At 72.1% G+C, this 21268-nt stretch carries 24 protein-coding genes; 14 read left to right on the plus strand and 10 right to left on the minus strand.

All coding sequences use genetic code 11. From position 1 onward, the window contains the following. Positions 1 to 25 precede the first annotated feature (25 nt). The gene (locus STRBO_RS0116910; protein ID WP_028796699.1) at positions 26 to 676 is read right to left on the minus strand and encodes an HAD family hydrolase; all 651 of its coding nucleotides are present in this window, start codon (positions 674 to 676) and stop codon (positions 26 to 28) included. Between the two features lie 111 nt (positions 677 to 787). Between STRBO_RS0116910 and STRBO_RS41685 the strand changes: the two genes are divergently transcribed. Beyond that, entirely contained in the window at positions 788 to 1426 is a 639-nt protein-coding gene (locus tag STRBO_RS41685) for a PadR family transcriptional regulator (protein ID WP_078531362.1), read from the plus strand. A 176-nt stretch (positions 1427 to 1602) separates the two neighbouring features. On the opposite strand, the gene STRBO_RS0116920 is transcribed toward STRBO_RS41685, so the two are convergent. After that, the gene (locus tag STRBO_RS0116920) at positions 1603 to 2031 is read right to left on the minus strand and encodes a type II toxin-antitoxin system Rv0910 family toxin (protein ID WP_005475634.1); all 429 of its coding nucleotides are present in this window, start codon (positions 2029 to 2031) and stop codon (positions 1603 to 1605) included. A gap of 304 nt (positions 2032 to 2335) precedes the next feature. Here STRBO_RS0116920 and STRBO_RS40180 point away from each other — a divergent pair, with 304 nt between their 5' ends. Together STRBO_RS40180 and STRBO_RS0116930 are read left to right on the plus strand one after the other, a co-directional pair. Then, entirely contained in the window at positions 2336 to 2905 is a 570-nt protein-coding gene (locus STRBO_RS40180) for a Clp protease N-terminal domain-containing protein (protein ID WP_020114496.1), read from the plus strand. 109 nt (positions 2906 to 3014) lie between these two features. After that, positions 3015 to 4025, plus strand: coding sequence for an EamA family transporter (locus STRBO_RS0116930; RefSeq protein WP_028796701.1), 1011 nt, complete (start codon positions 3015 to 3017; stop codon positions 4023 to 4025). 362 nt (positions 4026 to 4387) lie between these two features. On the opposite strand, the gene STRBO_RS0116940 is transcribed toward STRBO_RS0116930, so the two are convergent. Further along, positions 4388 to 5074, minus strand: a complete 687-nt coding sequence (locus STRBO_RS0116940) for a pyridoxamine 5'-phosphate oxidase family protein (protein ID WP_005475627.1) — start codon at positions 5072 to 5074, stop codon at positions 4388 to 4390. 35 nt (positions 5075 to 5109) lie between these two features. Here STRBO_RS0116940 and STRBO_RS0116945 point away from each other — a divergent pair, with 35 nt between their 5' ends. Beyond that, complete coding sequence (locus STRBO_RS0116945; RefSeq protein WP_028796702.1) at positions 5110 to 6441, plus strand: aminotransferase class I/II-fold pyridoxal phosphate-dependent enzyme; 1332 nt, start codon at positions 5110 to 5112, stop codon at positions 6439 to 6441. A gap of 18 nt (positions 6442 to 6459) precedes the next feature. Here STRBO_RS0116945 and STRBO_RS0116950 read toward each other — a convergent pair whose 3' ends face one another. After that, positions 6460 to 7389, minus strand: coding sequence for a DMT family transporter (locus STRBO_RS0116950; RefSeq protein ID WP_005475623.1), 930 nt, complete (start codon positions 7387 to 7389; stop codon positions 6460 to 6462). A gap of 74 nt (positions 7390 to 7463) precedes the next feature. On the opposite strand from STRBO_RS0116950, the gene STRBO_RS0116955 reads away from it, so the two are divergent. Continuing rightward, the gene (locus STRBO_RS0116955; protein ID WP_005475621.1) at positions 7464 to 8372 is read left to right on the plus strand and encodes a LysR family transcriptional regulator; all 909 of its coding nucleotides are present in this window, start codon (positions 7464 to 7466) and stop codon (positions 8370 to 8372) included. A 58-nt stretch (positions 8373 to 8430) separates the two neighbouring features. Here the strand turns inward: STRBO_RS0116955 and STRBO_RS0116960 are convergent, their stop codons facing one another. Beyond that, complete coding sequence (locus tag STRBO_RS0116960; RefSeq protein ID WP_020114499.1) at positions 8431 to 8892, minus strand: pyridoxamine 5'-phosphate oxidase family protein; 462 nt, start codon at positions 8890 to 8892, stop codon at positions 8431 to 8433. Positions 8893 to 9000: 108 nt separating this feature from the next. Here STRBO_RS0116960 and STRBO_RS0116965 point away from each other — a divergent pair, with 108 nt between their 5' ends. After that, entirely contained in the window at positions 9001 to 9696 is a 696-nt protein-coding gene (locus tag STRBO_RS0116965; RefSeq protein ID WP_005475617.1) for a cysteine hydrolase family protein, read from the plus strand. Here the strand turns inward: STRBO_RS0116965 and STRBO_RS0116970 are convergent. After that, complete coding sequence (locus STRBO_RS0116970) at positions 9683 to 10186, minus strand: Rieske (2Fe-2S) protein (RefSeq protein ID WP_005475615.1); 504 nt, start codon at positions 10184 to 10186, stop codon at positions 9683 to 9685. The genes STRBO_RS0116965 and STRBO_RS0116970 overlap by 14 nt on opposite strands. A 200-nt stretch (positions 10187 to 10386) precedes the next feature. On the opposite strand from STRBO_RS0116970, the gene STRBO_RS0116975 reads away from it, so the two are divergent. The 7 genes from STRBO_RS0116975 to STRBO_RS0117005 all read left to right on the plus strand — a co-directional run bounded on the left by STRBO_RS0116975 (position 10387) and on the right by STRBO_RS0117005 (position 16608). Beyond that, positions 10387 to 11142, plus strand: coding sequence for a HipA family kinase (locus STRBO_RS0116975; RefSeq protein ID WP_005475607.1), 756 nt, complete (start codon positions 10387 to 10389; stop codon positions 11140 to 11142). Next, positions 11139 to 11549 carry a DUF3037 domain-containing protein gene (locus STRBO_RS0116980; protein WP_005475605.1) on the plus strand — a complete coding sequence of 137 codons (411 nt, stop codon included), beginning with the start codon at positions 11139 to 11141 and terminating at the stop codon, positions 11547 to 11549. The genes STRBO_RS0116975 and STRBO_RS0116980 overlap by 4 nt, the downstream gene beginning before the upstream one ends. Positions 11550 to 11720: 171 nt before the next feature. Beyond that, on the plus strand, positions 11721 to 12482 hold the full coding sequence (fabG, locus tag STRBO_RS0116985; protein ID WP_005475604.1) for a 3-oxoacyl-ACP reductase FabG: 762 nt from the start codon (positions 11721 to 11723) through the stop codon (positions 12480 to 12482). Between the two features lie 12 nt (positions 12483 to 12494). Further along, on the plus strand, positions 12495 to 13262 hold the full coding sequence (locus STRBO_RS0116990; RefSeq protein WP_020114500.1) for an SDR family oxidoreductase: 768 nt from the start codon (positions 12495 to 12497) through the stop codon (positions 13260 to 13262). A 187-nt stretch (positions 13263 to 13449) separates the two neighbouring features. Further along, complete coding sequence (locus STRBO_RS0116995; RefSeq protein WP_020114501.1) at positions 13450 to 15030, plus strand: ABC transporter substrate-binding protein; 1581 nt, start codon at positions 13450 to 13452, stop codon at positions 15028 to 15030. A gap of 132 nt (positions 15031 to 15162) precedes the next feature. Then, positions 15163 to 15846 carry a uracil-DNA glycosylase gene (locus STRBO_RS0117000; RefSeq protein ID WP_005475598.1) on the plus strand — a complete coding sequence of 228 codons (684 nt, stop codon included), beginning with the start codon at positions 15163 to 15165 and terminating at the stop codon, positions 15844 to 15846. Between the two features lie 168 nt (positions 15847 to 16014). Continuing rightward, positions 16015 to 16608, plus strand: a complete 594-nt coding sequence (locus STRBO_RS0117005) for a hypothetical protein (protein ID WP_005475596.1) — start codon at positions 16015 to 16017, stop codon at positions 16606 to 16608. Positions 16609 to 16638: 30 nt separating this feature from the next. Here the strand turns inward: STRBO_RS0117005 and STRBO_RS0117010 are convergent, their stop codons facing one another. Beyond that, positions 16639 to 17151, minus strand: coding sequence for a hypothetical protein (locus STRBO_RS0117010; RefSeq protein ID WP_005475594.1), 513 nt, complete (start codon positions 17149 to 17151; stop codon positions 16639 to 16641). 164 nt (positions 17152 to 17315) lie between these two features. Next, on the minus strand, positions 17316 to 17828 hold the full coding sequence (locus tag STRBO_RS0117015) for a DinB family protein (protein WP_020114502.1): 513 nt from the start codon (positions 17826 to 17828) through the stop codon (positions 17316 to 17318). Between the two features lie 72 nt (positions 17829 to 17900). Here STRBO_RS0117015 and STRBO_RS0117020 point away from each other — a divergent pair, with 72 nt between their 5' ends. Beyond that, entirely contained in the window at positions 17901 to 18809 is a 909-nt protein-coding gene (locus STRBO_RS0117020; protein ID WP_020114503.1) for a Gfo/Idh/MocA family protein, read from the plus strand. On the opposite strand, the gene lnt is transcribed toward STRBO_RS0117020, so the two are convergent. Continuing rightward, the gene (lnt, locus tag STRBO_RS0117025; protein ID WP_005475587.1) at positions 18755 to 20329 is read right to left on the minus strand and encodes an apolipoprotein N-acyltransferase; all 1575 of its coding nucleotides are present in this window, start codon (positions 20327 to 20329) and stop codon (positions 18755 to 18757) included. The genes STRBO_RS0117020 and lnt overlap by 55 nt on opposite strands. Before the next feature lie 193 nt (positions 20330 to 20522). Continuing rightward, a complete protein-coding gene (locus STRBO_RS0117030; protein WP_005475585.1) occupies positions 20523 to 21017 on the minus strand; it encodes a nuclear transport factor 2 family protein in 495 nt (164 codons plus the stop codon). Positions 21018 to 21268 lie beyond the last annotated feature (251 nt).

Raw genomic sequence — 21268 nt, forward strand, 5'->3', positions numbered from 1 at the left:
GCACCCTAGAGGACCGGTCGGCGGATCAGTCCCTGGTGCTCGTGACGTGGTGGATCGCGGAGACGATGTCGGCCGCGATGTGGGTGGGCCGGTAGGCGCCCTCGTTCCAGGCTCGGCCGTGCGCCACCCAGACGCTGCGCAGGCCGAGGGCGTCGGCGCCCGCGATGTCGGCGTGGGGCGCGTCGCCGATCACCCAGGCGCCGGACAGCGGGAGCCCGGCGGTGGCGGCAGCGGCGTGGAAGATCTCCGGCTCGGGCTTCTTGCGGCCGACGGCTTCGGAGACGACCCAGCCCCGCACGAGACGGTCGAGGCCGGTGCGGCGGATCTTCGTCTCCTGCTGGGCGGTCCGGCCGTTGGTGACGATCACGCAGGTCCAGCCGCCCGCCCGCGCTTTGTCGAGCGCCTCGCGGGTGGCGGGAGCCAGGACCACGCGGTCGGCGGCGCCGGTGTCGAGCAGGGTGCTGACGGCGTCGGGCGGTACCGCGCCCGCGTAGCGGTCGGTGAGGGCGCAGGCCACGTCCGGGCGCGGGGCGTAGCCGCCGGCGTCGACGGCCGCCACCCAGGGCAGGTCGGTGTCGGGCAGGCCGTGGGCGGAGAGGAAGGCGGCCGCGGCGGCGCGGAAGGCCGCGTCGCGGTCGATCAGGGTGTTGTCCAGGTCCAGCAACAACAAAGGCATGCGCGGCAGTACATCACGGAGCCCTTCTCGAAGACGGGGGTTGTCAGGCGACAGGTCCCGATATATCGTTGAGGCATCGCGACAGATCAACGATGGAATGGAGTGATGGTGATGCGTTCCCGTGGACAGGACTTCGGATTCGAGCGTGGACATGGACGCCGTGGTGGGGAGCACCCCCGCGGCCAAGGTGACGCCGAGGCGCTGCGCGCCGCCTTCGGGCCCTTCGGGCCGGGCCATGGTGGCCCCGGACCGTTCGGACCCTTCGGTGGGGGCCCCTGGGGTGGGCGCGGACGGGGCGGACCTCGGGGGAGGGCACGGCGGGGCGACGTACGCGCGTCGATCCTGGCCCTTCTCAAGGACAGGCCCATGCACGGCTACGAGATGATCCAGGAGATCGCCGAGCGCAGTGGCGGGGCGTGGAAGCCCAGCCCCGGTTCGGTGTACCCCACCCTCCAGTTGCTGGAGGACGAGGGGCTGATCGCCAGCGCGACCGAGGGCGGCAAGAAGCTGTTCTCGCTCACCGAGGCCGGTCGCACCGCGGCCGACGAGGGGCCCGAGGCTCCTTGGGAAGAGGCCTCGCGCGGGGTCGACTGGGAGGCGCTGAGCGAGATCCGGCAGGCCGGCTTCGGTCTGATGGAGGCGTTCGGCCAGGTCTGGAAGACCGGCGACAAGGACCAGCGCGACAAGGCGCTGACGGTGATCAACGAAGCCCGCAAGAAGCTGTATCTGATCCTCGCCGACGAGGACTGACGGCAGTGTGCGGGTGACCGGTAGGGGAGCGCCCCGTGGAGAGATCTTCGCGGGGCGCTTTCGTGTGCGTGGAAGCGTGGATGCCTGCCGACGCGTGGGCCCGTGGTGGGTGGGGTGTGGGCCCAGTGGGGGTGGGGCGTGTTTGGGGGCGCGGGTGGTGCGGGTCAGGCGCGGGGTCAGGTCACGAGGGCGCCCAGCTTGCGCAGGGACTCGTCGAGCGCGGCCGTGGCGGAGTCCCTGAGCTTGCCCGCCATCAGGGAGACGGCGGCGCCGGTGAACTCGCCATCGATGCGGACGGTGGTGGCGTCGCCGTCGGGGGTGAGGGTGTAGCGGGTGGCGAGGTCCACGGCCATGGGGCCCTTGCCGCGGATGGCCAGGGTGCGGGCGGGTTCCAGCTCGGCGATGGTCCACTCGACCTCCGCCGGGAAGCCCATGAGCTTCAGGTTCTCCTGGAAGGTGCCGCCCACCGCGAGGATCTGCGGGCCGCCCTTGGGGAAGCCGGTGTGGGTGGTGTTCCACTCGCCGTACGCGGACCAGTCGACGAGCCGGGCCCAGACCCGCTCGGCGGGCGCCTCGATGCGTGCCTCCGCGCTGACATCGGCCATGCGACAACCCCTTCGTCTCGGACGGTGGTGTCGCGGAACGTAGCCTCGGGGCCCGGAACATTCAATACTGATGAACCGTCAGGAATCGGAGTGCCGCCGGCCGGCACCGCCGCCGTGCGGTGAGGGACGGGCGCCGGTGCGACGCGGTCGCGTACCGGGCGCGGGGCAAGGTCGCGCGCGCCCCTGAGGTGGTGCGGGCGGATCTCATCCGTAGGGAGGAGGAACGGCTCCTCCCTGCGCAACCTGTGCCGGAGGCGAAGATGCTTCCTTTCGTGGATGACCCTGAGCCGCCGGGACTGATGGGGTGGGGGGCGTGCTACCCCGTATATCCCAGCAGTCGGCCGCCGGCCATGGTCCGGACCACCTGGAGATCGAGGGCGGGCTCACGGATGAGCTGGCCTCGGTGGTCGCCGGTGCGCGCAGACGGGCCCTTCGCGACGACGACCGGCAGATCGACACCGCGCATCTGCTGCACTCCCTCGTGGAATCCGACCCCGAGGTCCGCGCCGTCTTCGACGGTCCGCAGGTCGCCCGACTGCTCGGCTACCTCGTGCAGCGCAGCATCGGGTACGGGCTGCGCTGGCAGATCGGTGTAGAGGACACCGGTGTCGTCCCGGGGGCGCCGGGCAGGCCCGGGTGGTCACCCGTGGCGGCCCGGACGATGACGCAGGCGCACGACCGTGCCGTGCTGCGGGGTGCGGGGACGGCCCGCGGCGTCGATCTGCTCGCGGTGCTCGTCGCGGCGACCGGTTCGCGGGCCGTGGAGGTGCTCGGCAAGGTCGGCGTCGACCGGGACGTGGTGGCGCGGCGGATCGCCGAAGTGGGCGAGGGCTGTGTCGAGGGGCCGGTGGTGAGCGGGGACGGGGGGTGTTGAGGCGTGACGCGCCGTGGAGGTGCCCGGCCGTCGATGTGGGCCCGGCCGTCGTCCAGCCGGTGAGACAGGTGTCATTGGGGATGACGCTCCTGTCGCCGGCTGACATCATGTGCCGGTGCATACGTCTCAGCAGAGTCAGGGGCAACGCGGGCGCGGCGTCGGGCTGGTGCTCGCGCTGGGGTCCGCGCTCGCCTTCGGTGGATCGGGCACGGCGGCCAAGCCGCTCATCGAGGCGGGGCTCGACCCGCTGCACGTGGTGTGGCTGCGAGTCGTCGGCGCCGCGCTGGTGATGCTTCCCTGGGCGGTGCGCCATCGGGATCTGGTGCGTCGGCGGCCCGCGCTGCTCGTCGGTTTCGGCCTGTTCGCGGTGGCCGGTGTGCAGGCCTTCTACTTCGCCTCGATCTCCCGTATCCCCGTCGGCGTCGCGCTCCTCGTGGAGTACCTCGGGCCGGCCATCGTCCTCGGGTGGGTGCGGTTCGTGCAGCGCCGGCCCGTGACGCGGGCCGCCGCGGTCGGTGTCGTCCTCGCGGTCGGCGGCCTCGCCTGTGTCGTCGAGATCTGGTCGGGGCTGAGTTTCGACCCTCTGGGCCTGCTGCTCGCACTCGGGGCCGCCTGCTGTCAGGCCGGGTACTTCGTGCTGTCCGATCGGGGCGGCGACGCGGGGGCGGAAGCGCCGGATCCGCTCGGGGTGATCGCCTATGGGCTGCTGGTGGGCGCGGCCGCGCTCACGGTGGTGGCACGGCCGTGGGGGATGGAGTGGGCGGTGCTCGGGGGCGACGCGTGGATGGACGGCACGGCCGTACCGGCGTGGCTGCTGCTCGGGTGGGTGGTGCTGATCGCCACGGTCGTCGCCTATGTCACCGGGGTGATGGCCGTGCGACGGCTGTCGCCGCAGGTGGCCGGGGTCCTGGGGTGCCTGGAGGCGGTGGTGGCGACCGTGCTCGCGTGGGTGCTCCTGGGTGAGCATCTGTGGGCGCCGCAGATCGTGGGCGGGGTGGTGGTGCTGGCCGGGGCGTTCGTCGCGCAGCGGTCTGCGGTGGGGGAGGGGTCGCCGGGGCGGCCGGTGGCGTCCGGTGAGGCGGGGGTTGAGGCTGAGCTGTCGGTGGGGGGTGGGCGGTGAAGTGGTGGGTCGGGGGCTCGGGTCGGCTGTCGGGTGCGGGTCGTGGGGGGTGTTCGCGCAGTTCCTCGCGCCCCTGAGGGTGTTCGTGGGGGCCGGTGGGGAGGGGTGAGTCCGCGTTTCCGGTGGGGGAGGGGGCTGCGTCCGCGGGTTGTGAGGGGCTGGTCGCGCAGTTCCCCGCGCCCTTGGAGGGGTGCGTTTCGGGGGCGGTGGTGGGGGCCGACCCCGAGCCGGGACCGGAGGCCGGGGACGGGCGTCTGCGTCTGGGGGCGTACGCCGTTCCCCCCGCCCCTGGAGGGGTGTGTGTCGGGGTAGGGGTCGGGTGGGCACCTCGCCGTTGAGGGGCCCGGGTCTTGCGGCGTGCGTCAGAGGGTCTTGAGGTAGGCCGGGAGTTCGGTGTCGGGCAGCAGGTCGGGGTCCGGGATCGGGGTGTCGTAGCCCTTGCGGAGGGGGACGACGCCGGCCCAGTGGGGGAGGGCGAGGTCCTCGGGCTCCTCGTTCACGCCGCCGGTGCGGGTCTTGGCCGAGACCTCGTTCAGGTCGAGGCGGATCACGGCGGTGGCCGCGAACTCCTTCGCGTTGGCGGGCCGGGAGTCCCGCGAGCGGCCCGGTACGACGTGGTCGACGAGCGCGTCCAGGGCGATCCGCCGCTCCTGCGGGTCGGTGACCTGGTGGGCGGTGCCGTGCACCACGACCGAGCGGTAGTTGATCGAGTGGTGGAAGGCGGAGCGGGCCAGGACCAGCCCGTCCACGTGCGTCACCGTCAGGCACACCGGGAGCCCCGGGTCGGCCTGGCCCGTCATCCGCAGCGGGCGCGAACCCGTCGAACCGTGCACGTAGAGCGTCTCGCCGACCCGGCCGTACAGCGTGGGCAGCACCACCGGGGCGCCGTCGCGGACGAAGCCGAGATGGCAGACGTACCCCTCGTCGAGTATCGCGTGCACCAGGTCCTTGTCGTACGACGCCTTCTCCGCGCCCCGGGTGGGGACGGTGCGGTCGGTGACGTCGTAGGCGGCGGTCGGTGATGTCGTCGGCTGTGATGTCCCCGTCATTGCGCTCTCCATTGCACTAGTGCATAGTTTGGTTTGTGCTAGGAGAATACATGGTCACTGGGCGGCGCGCGGCGGATATCGCGGCGAACGTCGAGCGGGCGGTCGGGGCGGGTGAGCTGATGCCCGGTCAACTGCTGCCGCCCATGCGCGAGTTGGCGGAACGGCTCGGGGTGAACCCGAACACCGTCGCGGCCGCCTACCGCACGCTGCGTGAGCGGGGGGTCATCGAGACCGCCGGGCGGCGGGGGAGCCGTGTGCGGCCCCGGCCGGCGACGACGGGGCGCGAGTACATCCGGGTGGAGGTACCGGAGGGCGTGCGTGACCTCGCCGACGGCAATCCCGACACCACCTTGCTGCCGCGTCTGGCCGAGGCGTTCACGGCGGCCGCCGAGCAGGGCGACCGGGAGCCGGTGCTGTACGGGGCGGGGTCGGTGGAGCCCGAGCTGGCGCGGATCGCCCGCGCCGAGCTGGACGCCGACGGGGTGCCGGAGGGGCCGGTCACCGTCACCTCCGGTTCGCTCGACGCCATCGAACGCATCCTGGCCGCCCATCTCAGGCCCGGGGACACCGTCGCCGTCGAGGACCCCGGGTGGGGCAGCGTGCTCGACCTCGTGCCGGCGCTCGGACTGAGGGTCGTGCCGGTCGGCGTCGACGACGAGGGGCCGCTCCCCGACGACGTCCGCACGGCGCTGGTGGCCGGGGCGAGGGCCCTGATCGTCACCGACCGGGCGCAGAACCCCACCGGCGCGGCCGTGAGCGCCGCACGCGCGCGTGCCCTGCGGTCCGTGCTCGGGGAGCATCCCGAGACCCTGCTCATCGAGGACGACCACGGTCACCGGATCGTCGACCAGGCCCTTCATCCGCTGGCCGGGACCACCCGCAGCTGGGCCTTCGTGCGGTCGGTCGCCAAGGCGTACGGCCCCGACCTGCGGCTCGCGGTGCTCACCGGGGACGCCGTCACGGTCGACCGGGTCCGGGGCCGGCAGCGGTTGGGGCCGGGCTGGGTGAGCCGTCTGGTGCAGCGCGCCGTCGTACGGCTGTGGTCCGGCGGCGCGGTGGACGCCACGGCCGTGGCGGCGGCGTACGGGAGGCGACGGGAGGCGCTGATCGGCGCCCTCGCCCTGCGCGGGATCGAGGCGCACGGGGTCAGCGGGATGAACGTCTGGGTCCGGGTCCCGGACGAGACCGGCGCGGTCGCCCGGCTGCTCCACGCCGGGTGGGCGGTCGCGCCCGGCGCCCGCTTCCGGACGAACGCCCCGCAGGGGATCCGGATCACGGTCTCCACCCTCACCGAGCAGGAGGTCGGGAGGGTGGCGGAGGCGGTGGCCTCGGCGGTCGGGCCGGGCTCCGGCGGCGGATACGTGTGAGGGCGGCGTCCCGCAGGTTCAGGTGCGCGGCCTCGCCTGTGTCAGGGCCGCTCCCGCCAGGACGATCGCCGCGCCGACCGGGGTCGACCAGGCCAGGGACTCGCCGAGGATCGCCACCCCGGCGGCCGTGGCGATGACTGGGATGAAGTAGGTGACCATCTGGGCGGTCGTCGGGCCGACCTCGGAGACGAGGCCGTACTGCAGGAGCATGGCGACGCCCGTGCCGAGGGCGCCCAGCGCGACGACCGCCAGCAGGGGGAGGACCGGGAAACGGCTCGGCAGGGTCGTGAACAGCGGGGTGACGAAGGCCAGTTGGGTGGTGGCCAGCAGGAGTTGGGCGCCGGTGAGGGACAGGTGCGACGCGCTGGTGCCGGCCAGGGTGCGGCGGACGTAGATCCAGCCGATCGGATAGCTGAGGGAGGCCAGCAGGGCCATCGTGGTGCCCCTGGCGTCCAGGCCGCTGAAGCCCTGCCAGGCGCCGAGCACGGTGAGCACGCCGAGGAAGCCGAGGCCGAGCCCGGCGACCCGCACCCGGGTCGGGCGGTCCTCCGAGAGCGCGACCAGGGAGAGCGCCATGCCCCACAGCGGCGAGGTCGCGTTGCAGATGCCCGCCAGGGTGGAGGGGATGGTCAGCTCCGCGTAGGCGAAGAGGGAGAACGGCAGCGCGTTCAGGAGAAGGGCCGCCACGGTGAGGTGCCCCCAGGTGCGGATGCCGCGCGGTAGCCGCTCCCGCTTCACGGCCATCGCCACCGCGAGCACCAGCGTGCCGAACAGCAGCCGCCCGAACGTCACCTGGAACGGCGCGTACGCCTGCGTGCCCACCTTGATCAGGAGGAAGCTGAAGCCCCAGACGAGGGAGAGGAAGGCGAAGCGCAGGCGCCAGTCGAGGGCGGCGCGGGTGCCTCCGGAGAGGGCGGCTGGCGTTCGGGTGGGCGCGGCGGTGGTCATGCCGTCAACGATGCTGCGGACAATCTTGTAGCACAAGCGAGAATTCATGAGCTGAATCTCGTAGCATCTCTTATATGTTGAATCTGGAGCGTCTGCGCACCCTCGACGCGCTCGCCCGGCACGGTTCGGTGAGCGGGGCGGCCGAGGGGCTGCATGTGACGACCTCGGCCGTCTCCCAGCAGATGGCCAAGCTGGAGCGGGAGGTCGGGCAGCGGCTCCTCGCCAAGAACGGGCGGGGCGTGCGGCTCACCGACGCGGGGCGGCTGCTCGCCGAGCATGCCGCGCGCATCCTGTCGCAGGTCGAGCTGGCGCAGTCGGACCTGGAGGCGCAGCGCGGCCAGGTCGTCGGCGAACTGCGGATGGCCGCCTTCCCCACGGCCGTCCGGGGGCTGTTCCCCGCCGTCTTCCGCGCGCTGCGGGAGGACCATCCTGCGCTGCGAGTGCGCTCGCGGGAGATGGAACCCGAACTCGCCATCAGCGCGGTGATCCGGGGCGACGCCGACCTGGCCGTCGTCCTCGACTGGTACAACAAGCCGCTGCCGGTGCCCGAGGGTCTTGCCCGGGCCGCGATCCTCGACGATCCGGTGGAGGTGGCGCTGCCCGAGGACCACCCGCTGGCCGGGCGGGACGAGATCGACCTGCGGGAGCTGGCGGAGGAGCCGTGGGTCGCCTGGCCCGAGGGCGAGTTCTGCCACGAATGGCTGCTCTACACGCTGCGCGCCAACGGCATCGAGCCCCAGATCGCCCACCGGGCCGGTGAGCACCACACCCAACTCGCCCTGGTCGCCGCCGGGTTGGGTGTCTGTATCGCACCCCGGCTCGGCCGCGACCCGATGCCGGCCCGCATGCGGACGGTGCCGGTGCGCCCGCGGGTCCACCGGAGCGTCTACGCGGTGTGGCGCGCGGACGCCGACCGGCGGCCGTCGATCAGGGCGGCGGTCGAGGCGCTGCGGGCGGCGGGGGCCGCGTGCGGCTCGCCCTGACGCACTGCCCCTTCGCCGTGCGCGGAACGGGCAGCGCGGGCGCGGTGGTGATCCGCGCCTACCCCAGTTTGCGGAAGTCCCAGGACGCGATCGCGTCCGGTGTCAGGCGCAGCCAGGCGTGTCGGCCGTCGTGCGGCATCTCGTCGATACCGAAGTTCTTGCGGGCGAACCGCCGCTCCACCTCCACGAGTTCGGGGACCGGTTCGCCCGTGCGCGGTGCCTCGCCGACGAACTCGACGGTCCCGGACAGCTCGGCGCCGCGCAGTTCGCCGTACTCCTCGCCCGCGTCGACCACGACGGCGACGCGCGGATCACGGCGCAGCGCGGACCACCGTCTGCTGCGGGTGATCGAGTAGAGCCACAGCGACGTGCCGTCCCAGACGTACCAGAGCGGGCTGATGTGCGGGGCGCCGTCGGACGAGACCGTCGCGACCCGGCAGGTGCGCTGCGCGCCGAGGAACTCGTCCAGTTCGGCGGGCTCCATCATGATCTTCCGGCCCCGGCGCTGCGTGGCGGTCATCGACATCCCCTCCGCTGACGTGACGTCAGAAGAGGATCGGACGTCTTCCGTCCATGTGCAAGGGGCGTTACGCTCGCCCGCCCGATCGCCGACGACAAGGGGAACGTCATGCCGTCGTACGCGAGTGAGGCGAGTGACGCGCGTGGGTCGAACGCGAGTGGGCCGAAGAGGCAGCGGGAACTGGAAGAACTGCTCGAACCCGCGACCACCGTCCTGCTCACCGTCGAGTGCCAGCGCGGTGTCGTCGGACCCGGCAGCGCTCTGCCCGAACTCGCCGACGAGGCACGCTCGTCGGGGGCGCTGGGCAATGTGGCCAGGCTTGTCGACGCGGCCCACCTGAGCGGGGTGCAGGTCATGCACGCCGTCGCCGAGCGCCGGCCGGACGGGCGGGGCGCCAACCACAACGCCCGCCTGTTCCGCGCGGCGCAGCGGCTGCCCGTACGGCAGTTGGCGGGCACCGATGCCGTACGCGTCGCGCCGCCCGTCGAGGTCGCCGAGGAGGACCTGGTCGTACGGCGGCTGCACGGGCTGTCCCCGCTGGCGGGCACCGACGTGGACGCGCTGCTGCGCAACCTGGGGTGCCGCACGCTGATCGTCACCGGTGTCTCGGCCAACGTGGCCGTACCGAACGCGGTGTTCGACGCGGTGAACCGCGGCTACCGCGTCGTCGTACCCGGGGACGCCATCGCGGGGGTGCCTGCCGACTACACCCCCGCGATGATCCGCCACACCCTCGCGCTGGTCGCCACGGTCGCGACCACGGACGAGGTGTCGGCGTGCCTGACGAAGGTCAGGCCAGCGTGATCGAATCGCCCGAGACGCTGACCTCCTTGGCCGGCAGCGGCTTCGGGGCCGGGCCGCTCTTGACGCTGCCGTCCTCGATCGAGAAGTTGCTGTTGTGACAGGGGCAGTTGATCACGCCGTCGGCGATCGTCTTCACGGCACAGCCCGAGTGGGTGCACACCGAGGAGAACGCCTTGAAGGTGCCCGCCTTCGGCTGGGTGACGACGACGCCCTCGCTCTCGAAGATCTTGCCGCCGCCCTCGGGTATGTCCGAGGTCTTGGCGATCTCCGTGCCGCCCGCACCGTCTCCGCCGCCCGCGCCGCCGCTCGCCTCGGCGGTGGAGTCGCCCCCGGCTCCCGCTCCGGCACCGGGCGAGTCGGAGGTGGAGGTCGACGGGCTGTCCTCCGATCCGCACGCGGTCAGCGCGACGGCGAGTCCCGCCACGCCGGCCGCCGCCATGACGGTACGACGGCCCGGGATCGAAGCGGGTTTGATCGTTTCGCTGGACATGCAGGCGGTTCCTTCCGAGGTGGCTTTGCACTTTCGCCCATGGATACGGCGGGGCCGTGCTTGAACGTTCAGACAGGGTGCACATCCTGACCTGTCCGGGATCACGAGAGCGTCAAAAACAGCTGTCCGGAAGCTGTCGATCCGTGGTGCGGCGGACGGGGTGACTCCGGGCGTCCGCGGTACGCCGGTAACCTGGGGCGATGCTCAAGGAAGTCAGCGTGACCCGGTACATCACGCCGCTGCGGGAAGGCGGTTCGCTGCCGGGTCTGGTCGAGGCCGACGACCGCGGCACGTACGTCCTGAAGTTCGCCGGAGCGGGGCAGGGCCGCAAGACGCTCGTGGCGGAGGTCGTCTGCGGTGAGCTGGCCCGGCGGCTCGGTCTGCGCGTGCCCGGCCTCGTCACCCTCGGCCTCGATCCCGTCCTGGGGCTCGGCGAGCCCGACGAGCAGGTGCAGGAGCTGATCAAGTCCAGCGGCGGCACCAACCTGGGCATGGACTTCCTGGCCCGCGCCATCGGCTTCGACCCGCTCGCCTTCGAGGTCGGTCCCGAGGAGGCCGGGCGGGTCGTCTGGTTCGACGCGCTGATCAACAATGTCGACCGCTCCTGGCGCAATCCGAACCTGCTGACGCGCCACGGCGACCTGTGGCTCATCGACCACGGCGCCACCATGATCTGGCACCATCACTGGCCGGGCGCCCGTGCCTCCGCGGCCAAGCCGTACGACGCCGCCGACCACGCCCTCGCGCGCTTCGCCCCCGATGTCGCCGCGGCCGCCGCCGACCTCGCGCCCCTGGTCACCGCGGACCTGCTCGCCGAGGTGACCGCCGAGATCCCGGACGTCTGGCTGGCCGGCGAGCCCGGCTTCGAGACGCCGGACGCGTTGCGGCGGGCGTACGCGGAACCGCTGCTCGCCCGCGCCGCCGACATCCACGAACGCATCGAGGGGATCACGTGAGCGACCGCTTCCTGGCCACCGGGGCGACCGGGCAGGACGTCTACGAGTACGCGCTGCTGCGGGTCGTGCCCAGGATCGAGCGCGGGGAGTGCTTCAACGCGGGCGTTCTCGTGTACAGCCGCTCCCGGGCCCTCGTGGCGGCCCGCACGCATCTGGACGAGACCAAGCTCCTCGCCCTGGACCCGGGGGCGGACGTGGAGGGCGTACGCGCCGCGCTGCGCGCCGTGGAGCAGGTGTGCGCCGGGGGCGAGGCGGCCGGGCAGGCCGCCCGGGACGACGCCGGACGGAGGTTCCGGTGGCTCGTCGCGCCCCGTTCCACGGTGGTCCGGGCGGGACCGGTGCACACTGGGCTCACCGCGGATCCGACGGCGGAGGCGGAGCGGCTGCTCGTCCTGCTGGTGCGGTGACGGTCGGTGCGCGTGGACCCCGGCGGGGGCCGACGTAAGGGATCACACCTGGGGGAACGTTGACACCGGGTGCCAGGACTTCTAGCGTCACGTGTGCTGAAGGTACTAAGCGGTCGCTCACCACGAGGGGGCGCCGCAGGAGCCGCATCCCAAGGGCGAGGAGAACCAGCAATGTCCACCACTGAGCAGCGTGTCGCCGTGGTCACCGGTGGCGCGCGCGGCATCGGTGCCGCGACCGCCGTACGACTGGCCGCCGAAGGCCGTGCCGTCGCGGTGATCGACCTCGACGAGGCCGCGTGCAAGGACACCGTCGAGAAGATCACCGCCGCCGGCGGCAAGGCGCTCGCGGTCGGCTGCGACGTCTCCGACGAGAGCCAGGTCGAGGCCGCCGTCACCCGGATCGCCGAGGAGCTGGGCGCCCCGACGATCCTGGTGAACAACGCGGGCGTGCTCCGCGACAACCTGCTGTTCAAGATGGGCGTGTCCGACTGGGACACGGTCATGAACGTGCACCTGCGCGGCGCCTTCCTGATGGCCAAGGCCGTCCAGAAGTACATGGTCGAGGCCAAGTTCGGCCGGATCGTCAACCTGTCCTCGTCGTCCGCGCTGGGCAACCGGGGCCAGGCCAACTACTCCGCCGCCAAGGCCGGTCTGCAGGGCTTCACCAAGACCCTCGCCATCGAGCTCGGCAAGTTCGGCGTCACCGCCAACGCCGTCGCGCCCGGCTTCATCGTCACCGACATGACCGCCGCCACCGCCGCCCGGGTGGGCATGGGCTTCGAGGAGTTCCAGGCGGCGGCCGCCACGCAGATCCCCGTCCAGCGCGTGGGCCGGCCCGAGGACATCGCCGGTGCCATCGCCTACTTCACCGGCGAGGACGCCGGATTCGTCTCCGGCCAGGTGCTGTACGTGGCCGGCGGACCGCTCAACTAAGGGATCGGGAACATGACTTCGGTGGAACTCCCCGAGCTCTCGGGCAAGGTCGCCCTCATCACCGGCGCCAGCCGCGGTATCGGCCACGGCATCGCCGAGGCCCTCGTCGCGCGCGGCGACCGGGTCTGCATCACGGGCCGCGACGAGGACTCGCTCAAGAAGGCCGTCGAGCAGCTCGGCGCCGACCGCGTCATCGGTGTGGCGGGCAAGGCCCACGACGAGGCCCACCAGGCACTCGCCGTCGAACGCACGATGGAGGCCTTCGGCCGGGTCGACTTCCTGGTCAACAACGCCGGCACCAACCCGGTCTTCGGGCCGATCGCCGACCTCGACCTGAACGTGGCCCGCAAGGTGTTCGAGACCAACGTCGTCTCGGCCCTCGGCTTCGCCCAGCGGACCTGGCACGCCTGGCAGAAGGACAACGGCGGCGCGATCGTCAACATCGCCTCCGTCGCCGGTGTCTCCGCGTCGCCGTTCATCGGCGCCTACGGCATCAGCAAGGCCGCCATGATCAACCTGACCCTGCAGCTGGCGCACGAGTACGCGCCCAAGGTGCGGGTCAACGCGATCGCGCCCGCCGTGGTGAAGACCAAGTTCGCCCAGGCCCTGTACGAGGGCCGGGAGGCCGAGGCCGCGGCGGCCTACCCGCTCGCCCGGCTAGGCGTGCCCTCCGACATCGGCGGCGCCGCCGCGTTCCTCACCTCGGAGCAGTCCGACTGGATCACCGGCCAGACCCTCGTGGTCGACGGCGGCATCTTCCTCAACGCCGGGATGGCCTGACAGAGTACGGCGGGCGCCGGTGCACGCTTCACCGAACATCTCCGGCGCCCGTCCGCATCCCTCACCAGGGCTCGACAACGCCGTCACAGCGGACTGATCAAGGGCTTTGCCGACCGAGCGGGAGCTGCTCGCGGGGCCTGCGGTATCGTTCGCCCACTCTTGGTACGGCATTTCGAGGAGCATGCGCGTGTTCAACCGGAACCGATACTTGCCGCCACTCGCGGTGATCGCGTCCATATCCATGGTGACCGGGTGTGGTGTGTTCTCCTCGGATGCCTCGGACGACGCGGACCCCATCGTGGTGGGGACCACCAGCACGCCGAGCACCCTGGACCCGGCCGCGGCCTGGGACAGCTCCTGGGAGCTGATGCGCAACGTCTTCCAGCCCCTGCTCGGCTACGCACCCGGCGGGTCCGATCCCGAGCCGGACGCCGCCGAGGCCTGCGAGTTCACGGACAGCTCCAGCACCGTGTACAGCTGCACACTGCGCGAGGGCCTGAAGTTCTCCAACGGGCACACGCTGGACGCGAAGGCCGTCAAGTACTCGTTCGACCGGATCAAGAAGATCAACGTCAACGGTGGTCCCGCGGGCCTGCTGACCACGCTCTCCCGGGTGCAGGTCAAGAACGACCGCGAGGTCGTCTTCCACCTCAGCCAGCCCGACGCGACCTTCCCGCTCGTGCTCACCACCCCCGCCATGTCGATCGTGGACCCGGCGGAGTATCCCGCGGACAAGCTCCGTGAGGGCACCGAGATCACCGGCTCCGGCCCCTACGACCTCGACTCCTACGAGGACGGCAAGAAGGCCGAGCTGGTCGGCAACGAGAACTACAAGGGCCTCGCGGACCGCAAGAACTCCGCTGTGACCATCGAGTACTTCCCGCAGTCGGACCAGATGGTCCAGGCCCTCAAGGACAAGAAGATCTCGGTCATCTACCGGGGTCTCGGCGCCTCGGACATCGTGGACATCCAGGCCAACCACGACAGCGAGAACCTCCAGATCGTGGAGAGCCCCACCACCGAGATCAGCTACCTGGTGTTCAACCCCAAGGACCCGTGGGCGAAGAACCCCGCGGTCCGCAAGGCGATCGCCCAGGTCCTCGACCGGCCGGCCCTCGCCCACAACATCTACAAGGACACCGTCGAGCCGCTGTACTCCATGATCCCCAGGGGTCTGGTGGGCCACACCACGGGCTTCTTCGACGACTACGGCAACCCCAGCGCGACCAAGGCGAAGTCCCTCCTCACCGAGGCGGGCATCACCGAAACGGTTCCGCTCGAGCTCTGGTACACCACCGACCGGTACGGCTCCCAGACCAAGCCGGCCTTCGAGGAGCTGAAGCGGCAGCTGGAGGCGTCCGGCCTGTTCTCGGTCACGCTCAAGAGCCGGCCCTGGAAGACCTACTCCGAGGGCTACCGGAAGGGCGAGTACCCCATCTTCGGGCGTGGCTGGAACCCCGACTTCAACGACGCCGACAACTTCATCGCCCCCTTCGTGGGCGAGCAGAACGCGCTCGGCACCCCGTACAAGTCCCCCGAGATCACGGACAAGCTGCTCCCCGAGTCGCGTGCCGAGAGCGACCGCGGGGCCGTCTCCGAGGAGTTCGAGAAGGCCCAGCAGATCCTCGTGGACGACGCCCGCCTGATCCCGCTGTGGCAGGGCAAGGCGTACACGGCCGCGAACGAGGAGATCGCCGGCCTGGAGAACGTCATCGACCCCGCGACGATGATGGCCATGTGGCAGCTGTCCTGGAAGACCAGCTGGTAATCCCGGGTGCCGGGTCCCGTTGTCAGTGGGCGCCTGTAGGTTCTGTGCTCTGACGGCGGCCGCGCCTCGCGCGGCTGCCCATGGCCGCGTGCTGCGCGGCCGTGAAGTGAGCGCACACCGGAGGACGTTGACGTGACCGACATCGCCATGCTGCCCGAGTCCTGGCGCGGGGTCCTGGGGGACGAGCTGCAGCAGCCCTACTTCAAGGAACTCACCGAGTTCGTCGAGGAGGAGCGCGCCAAGGGTCCCGTCTACCCTCCCCGTGAGGAGGTCTTCGCCGCACTCGACGCCACGCCGTACGAGAGCGTGAAGGTCCTCGTCCTCGGCCAGGACCCGTACCACGGCGAGGGCCAGGGCCACGGTCTGTGCTTCTCCGTGCGGCCCGGAGTGAAGACCCCGCCCTCCCTGCGGAACATCTACAAGGAGATGCAGGCCGAACTGGGCACCCCCATCCCGGACAACGGATATCTGCTGCCCTGGGCCCAGCAGGGCGTGCTGCTGCTCAATGCGGTGCTCACGGTCCGCTCCGGCGAGGCCAACTCGCACAAGGGCAAGGGCTGGGAGAGGTTCACCGACGCCGTGATCCGCGCCGTCGCCGACCGGCCCGACCCGGCGGTCTTCGTGCTCTGGGGCAACTACGCGCAGAAGAAGCTGCCGCTGATCGACGAGGAGCGCCACGTGGTGGTGAAGGGCGCCCACCCCTCGCCGCTGTCGGCCAAGAAGTTCTTCGGCTCCCAGCCGTTCACACAGATCAACGAGGCCGTCGCCCGGCAGGGCCACGAGCCGATCGACTGGACGATCCCCGACATCGGCTGACGCGCGGCCCGCCCCCTCACCCGCAGGTCCGCCCGTCCAGCTGTCCGCCCGTACGGCCGCCGGGGCGCCCCCGCGGCCGTACGGGGCTGCCTGACCGGGTTTGCCGGTGCCTGCCGTTAGCGTCGGGAGGGACAGGCGGGACAGGGGGCGACGAGTGCGGAGGACGCGGTGGTGGAGCGACAGGAGCAGGTGGCACCGGACGCCCTGATGACCCGGATCGGGCAGGCCGTCATGCTGCACCACGGGGGTGACCGCGAGGAGGCCCGGCACCGTCTGCTCCAGCTCTGGGCGGAGATCGGCGAGGACGGCACCCCGCTCCACCGTTGCACGCTGGCGCACTACATGGCCGACACCCAGGACGATCCGGACACCGAGCTGGCCTGGGATCTCAGGGCGCTGTCGGCGGCCGACGAGCTGTCCGACGGCCGGTCGGCGGAGCACCCCACCGATCACCCTGTGCACCACCCTCCGCACCACCAAGCGGACCACTCCGCGGCCCGCCCCCGGGAGCACCACGACGAGCTCGCGGTGCGCGCCTTCTACCCCTCGCTCCACCTCAACCTCGCCGCCGACTACGCCAGGCTGGGCCGCCCCGACGCGGCCCGCAGCCATCTGCGGCTGGCCCGTGCCGCCCTGGCCGCGCTGGAGGACGGCGGTCACGGCGACGGCGTCCGCACCGCCCTGGGCCGGCTGGAGGCCCGGCTCGACGAGGCGGGCCCCGGTGGAGGGGACACACCGGGGCCGCCGAGACAGCGGCCCTGACGCCGGGAGGGGGCGCCCGTCGAGGGCGCCTCAACGGCCGTAGACGTCCTTGCAGATGGCCGCCTGGGGCGTGTCCCTTCCCCAGCCGCCGTACTTGTGGCCGAGTGCGCACACGTCGGAGTTCCTGGGCGGCTCGGTCGGGAGGTTCTCGGGGAGCGGCGGGATCTCGACACGAGGCCGGGACCCGGGGGGCGGTCCGTACCGCTCGGGGGAGGCCTGGCGCCTCTCCCGGGGTGGTGGCGCGGGAGGCGGCGCGTCGGTCGTGTGCGTGGGGACGGCGGGGGCCGGCGCGGCGGGCTCCGGTGCCTCGGACGCGCTCGGTGGGGAGAGCCGGGGCGGGCCGATCAGAGCCAGCGCCTCCCGCGCCGGCGCCTCCATGATCCGCGTCGCGCCGGTGCCGTCCGGGCGGGGCTCGGACGGCCCGGACGGCAGGGCCGGCGCCTGCGGCGAGGGCGGGTGTTGCGCGGTCACACAGCCGGTGAGGGCCGAGACGGCCACGGTGACCAGGAGCGTTGCGGTTGCGGTGGTGGTCGGTCGATGCACGCGCGCAACTCTGCTGCCTCCGGACCGCCTTGGGGAAGGATCAAGCGGATGATGCCCCCACACGGGTGACGCCGGGGACCGACGACGACGTGGTGTGCCTCGTCCGGCACCCGTGCGACCGGCCCGCACTCCCGCCCCGGCCGGCGCCCGGCGTCAGGGTTCGCTCAGTATCCGGTGGTTCCGTCGAGGCGCTCTCGGAGCAGGTCGGCGTGGCCGTTGTGGCGGGCGTACTCCTCGATCATGTGGGTGTAGATCCACCGCAGACTCGGTGCCTCGCCCGTCCGACGGTGCACCGCCTTGGCGACATCGGTCAGGGCGAAGCCCTCCGCGTTGCGCCGGGCGACCGCGATCTCCGCCTGCCAGGTGTCGTGGGCCTCCTCCCAGGTGTCCTCCTGCGTCAGGTGGAACTCCCCGTCCGGGTCCTCCTCGCTGAAGTAGAGGGGCCCCTGGTCGTCGTCCACGAGCACCTTGCGGAACCAGATGCGCTCGACCTCGGCCATGTGCCGTACCAGCCCCAGCAGGGACAGCTCCGAGGGCGGCACCGAGGCGGTCCTCAGCCGGGCGTCGTCCAGGCCCGCGCACTTGATCGCCAGAGTCTCGCGGTGGTAGTCGAGCCAGCCTTCGAGCATGGTCCGTTCGTCGGCGGTGAGGGAGGGTTCGGTGCGCTGGATGGTCATGCCGGACATCCTGGCAGCCCCCGTATGCTGCCGACGAGGCAATAGGACGGCACACCGAGGACGGGAGACCCAGTGAAGGTCGGCTGCATCGGGCTCGGCGACATCGCGCAGAAGGCGTACCTGCCGGTGCTCGGCACCCAACCGGGGCTCGAACTCCATCTGCAGACGCGGACGCCCGCCACGCTCACCCGGGTCGCCGACGTCCTGCGCGTCCCGGAGGGTCAGCGGCACACCGATCTCGACGCCCTGCTAGCCCAGGGCCTGGACGCGGCCTTCGTGCACGCGCCGACCGCGGTCCACCCCGAGATCGTGGAGCGGCTGATCGAGGCGGGTGTGCCGACGTACGTCGACAAGCCGCTCGCGTACGAACTCGCCGCTTCCGAACGGCTCGTACGGCTCGCGGAGGAGCGGAACGTGGGGCTCGCCGTGGGCTTCAACCGGCGGTACGCGCCCGGGTACGCCCAATGCGCCGACCATCCGCGCGAGTTGATCATCATGCAGAAGAACCGCATCGGTCTGCCCGAACTGCCGCGCCTGATGATCCTGGACGACTTCATCCATGTCGTCGACACCCTGCGGTTCCTGGTGCCAAGGGAGATCGAGGACGTGACCGTGCGTGCCCGCACCGAGGGCGGGCTGCTGCATCACGTGGTGCTGCAGCTGTCCGGGGCCGGGTTCACCGCGCTGGGCGTGATGAACCGGCTCAGTGGTTCGGCGGAGGAGATCCTCGAAGTCTCCGGGCAGGACACCAAGCGGCAGGTGCTGAACCTCGCCGAGGTCGTCGACCACAAGGGGCAGCCGTCCGTGCGGCGGCGCGGCGACTGGGTGCCCGTGGCCCGGCAGCGCGGCGTCGAGCAGGCCGTCCTCGCCTTCCTCGACGCCGTGAGCGCGGGCAGGGTGCTCAGCGCCCGGGACGCGCTCGCGACTCATGAACTGTGCGAGCGGGTGGTACGGGCGGTCGAGGACCGGTCCGCCGCCTGACGCGCGGGCGGGCGAGGCCCCGTCCCCCGCCTCAGCCGCATGGCCCGTACGCCCTCGAAGGCGCCCCACACGACCAGGACCAGCAGCGCCGCGTGGACCGGCCAGTCGCCGAATCGGACGTACGGCGTCGTGCCGTCGGCCAGCGGCACCTCGTACACCGCCGCCCGGCTCTCGTCCGTGCCCAGCCACGCGCCCACCCGCCCGCCGTCCGGCCCGTACACCGCCGAGACGCCGGTGAGCGTCGCGTGGACCATGGGGCGGCCGGTCTCGGCGGCCCGCAGCGCGGCCAGCGAGGCGTGCTGTTCGGGCGCCCAGCTCTGCTGGAACGACGAGGTCGCCGACTGCGCGAGCAGCAACTGGGCGCCGTCCCGGGCGAGATGGCGGCTCATGTCCGGGAACGCGGACTCGAAGCACACCATGGGGCCGATCCGCAGCCCCTTCCCGGCGTCGAACACGACCTGCCTGGTGCCGCGGCGGCGGTCCTCGCCGGCCGCCTCGCCGACCGAGGTGGCCCAGCCGAGCAGCGAGCGCATCGGGATGTACTCGCCGAAGGGCACGAGACGCATCTTGTCGTACCGGTCGCCGGTGGGACCGTCAGGGCCGACGAGCACGGAACTCTTGTAGATGCCGGGGCGGTCGGAGCGGCGGGCGTCGACGTTCACGAGGATGTCGGTGCCCGTCGCACGGGCCAGCGCGGCGATCCGGTCGGACAGATCCGGGCGGTCGGCCAGGTCGTGACCGACACTGCTCTCGCCCCACACGATCAGGTCGACGTCCTGCCCGGCGAGCCGCCGGGTGAGCGCCTCCTCACGGGCGAACCGGGCGTCGGGGCCGTCGGTCACACCGGGCTGGACGACGGCGACGCGCACGTCGCCCCGCACGTCGGGTCGCGGCGACCACAGCCACACCGCCGACGTCGCGACGGCCGCGGAGACGAGACCGGCGAGCGCCGGTGCCCGGGAGGCGCGTACCGAGACCAGTACGGCCACCGCGACGTTGACGGCCACGACCAGGAAGCTGAGCAGCCAGACCCCGCCGACCGAGGCCAGCCGCAGCGCCGGCTCCACCTGCCACTGGCTGGACCCCAGCAGGCCCCACGGCCCGCCCAGACCCTGCCAGGACCGGACGAGCTCGATCATCAGCCAGCCCGACGGCACGACCAGCAGCGCGGCGGCGACCTGCCCCGGCGAGGGCGTACCGGCCAGGAACCGGCGCGTCAGCCATGCCCAGGGCGCCCACAACGCGCCCAGCAGGCCGGCGATGAGGAAGGTGAAGACGTGGAGGTTCGGCAGCAGCCAGTGATGCATCGCGAGCATGAACGCGAAGCCGCCGAGCCAGCCGTCGTACGCCGCCCGGCGCCCGGTCGGGGCCGTGCGGATCAGCAGGATCCACGGGACCAGCGCCGCGTAGGCCGCCCACCACAGGCCCGGCGCCGGGAAGGCGAGCACGGGCAGAGCACCCGCCACGACGACGGCCGACCGTCGCCGCCACGGGGAGGCGACCCAGTCCGGTGTCCTCATACAGCGCCTCCCTCCCGCCACCGAGCGTCCCTCCAGTGTGCGCGCCGGGGACGATCTCCGACAGAGGGCGTGGGCGGGGCGGGGTGGTGCGCTCGGTGCGGGTGGGGCGGTTCGGCGCCCGGGGAGGGGAACGCGGTTGGGCCGAGTGGCGGAGCTTCGGCCCCGCCCCGCCGGTGGTCGGGCCGGGGCGCCCTCAGGCCGGGGAAGGCCGCTGGGCGGGGGTGAGGCCCTCCGGGGCGCGGCGCCATTTCTCCTGGACGAGGACCTCGCGCAGGCGCCAGCCGTCGGTGGTGCGGGTCAGGGTGAACGCGTAGCGGCCGCCGCAGACGAAGTCGGGTGCGGTGGAGCCGCCGTCGCCTCCGGCGAAGCGCATCGGGTTGATGTAGTCCGCCTGGACCTGGGCGGTGTCGCCGGTGTCCTGCTCCAGATACCCGAAGCGCACCCGGCGGTTGACGATCAGATGCTGCCGCATCGGGAAGAGCTCCATGCTCCGGGCCAGCCACCCGGCCACCTGCGCGGCGTCGCCCTCGATGCCACCGGCCGAGCGGTAGTCCGCGCGTCCCCCCGGTGCGAACAGTTCCCGAAAGGCCGGCCAGTCGCCGTCGTCCACCGCCACCGCGTACTCGGTGATCAGGCCGTCGACGGCGAGTCGGTCCATCACGGTCGCGAGTTCCACGCGCTGCGTCATCGGCTCAGTGTTGGGGCAGGAGACGCGCCACGCCAAGGGGCGTGCGCGCAGATGGGGGATATGTCAGGGATCGGGGGCGGGCGGCGGAAGCGGGAGGAGCCGTACGACACGGTTCATGGCCGGACGGTGTCACTCGCGGCCGGACGGTGGGACTCGCGGCCGTAAGGCAGGACTCACGTCCGTACGGCGGGATTCCCGTCCGTACGGCGAGGCGCCGGGTACGGCGGCACGGCTCCGGGCCGTCGATATTC

Source organism: Streptomyces bottropensis ATCC 25435 (genome assembly GCF_000383595.1).
GTDB classification, from domain to species: Bacteria; Actinomycetota; Actinomycetes; order Streptomycetales; family Streptomycetaceae; genus Streptomyces; species Streptomyces bottropensis.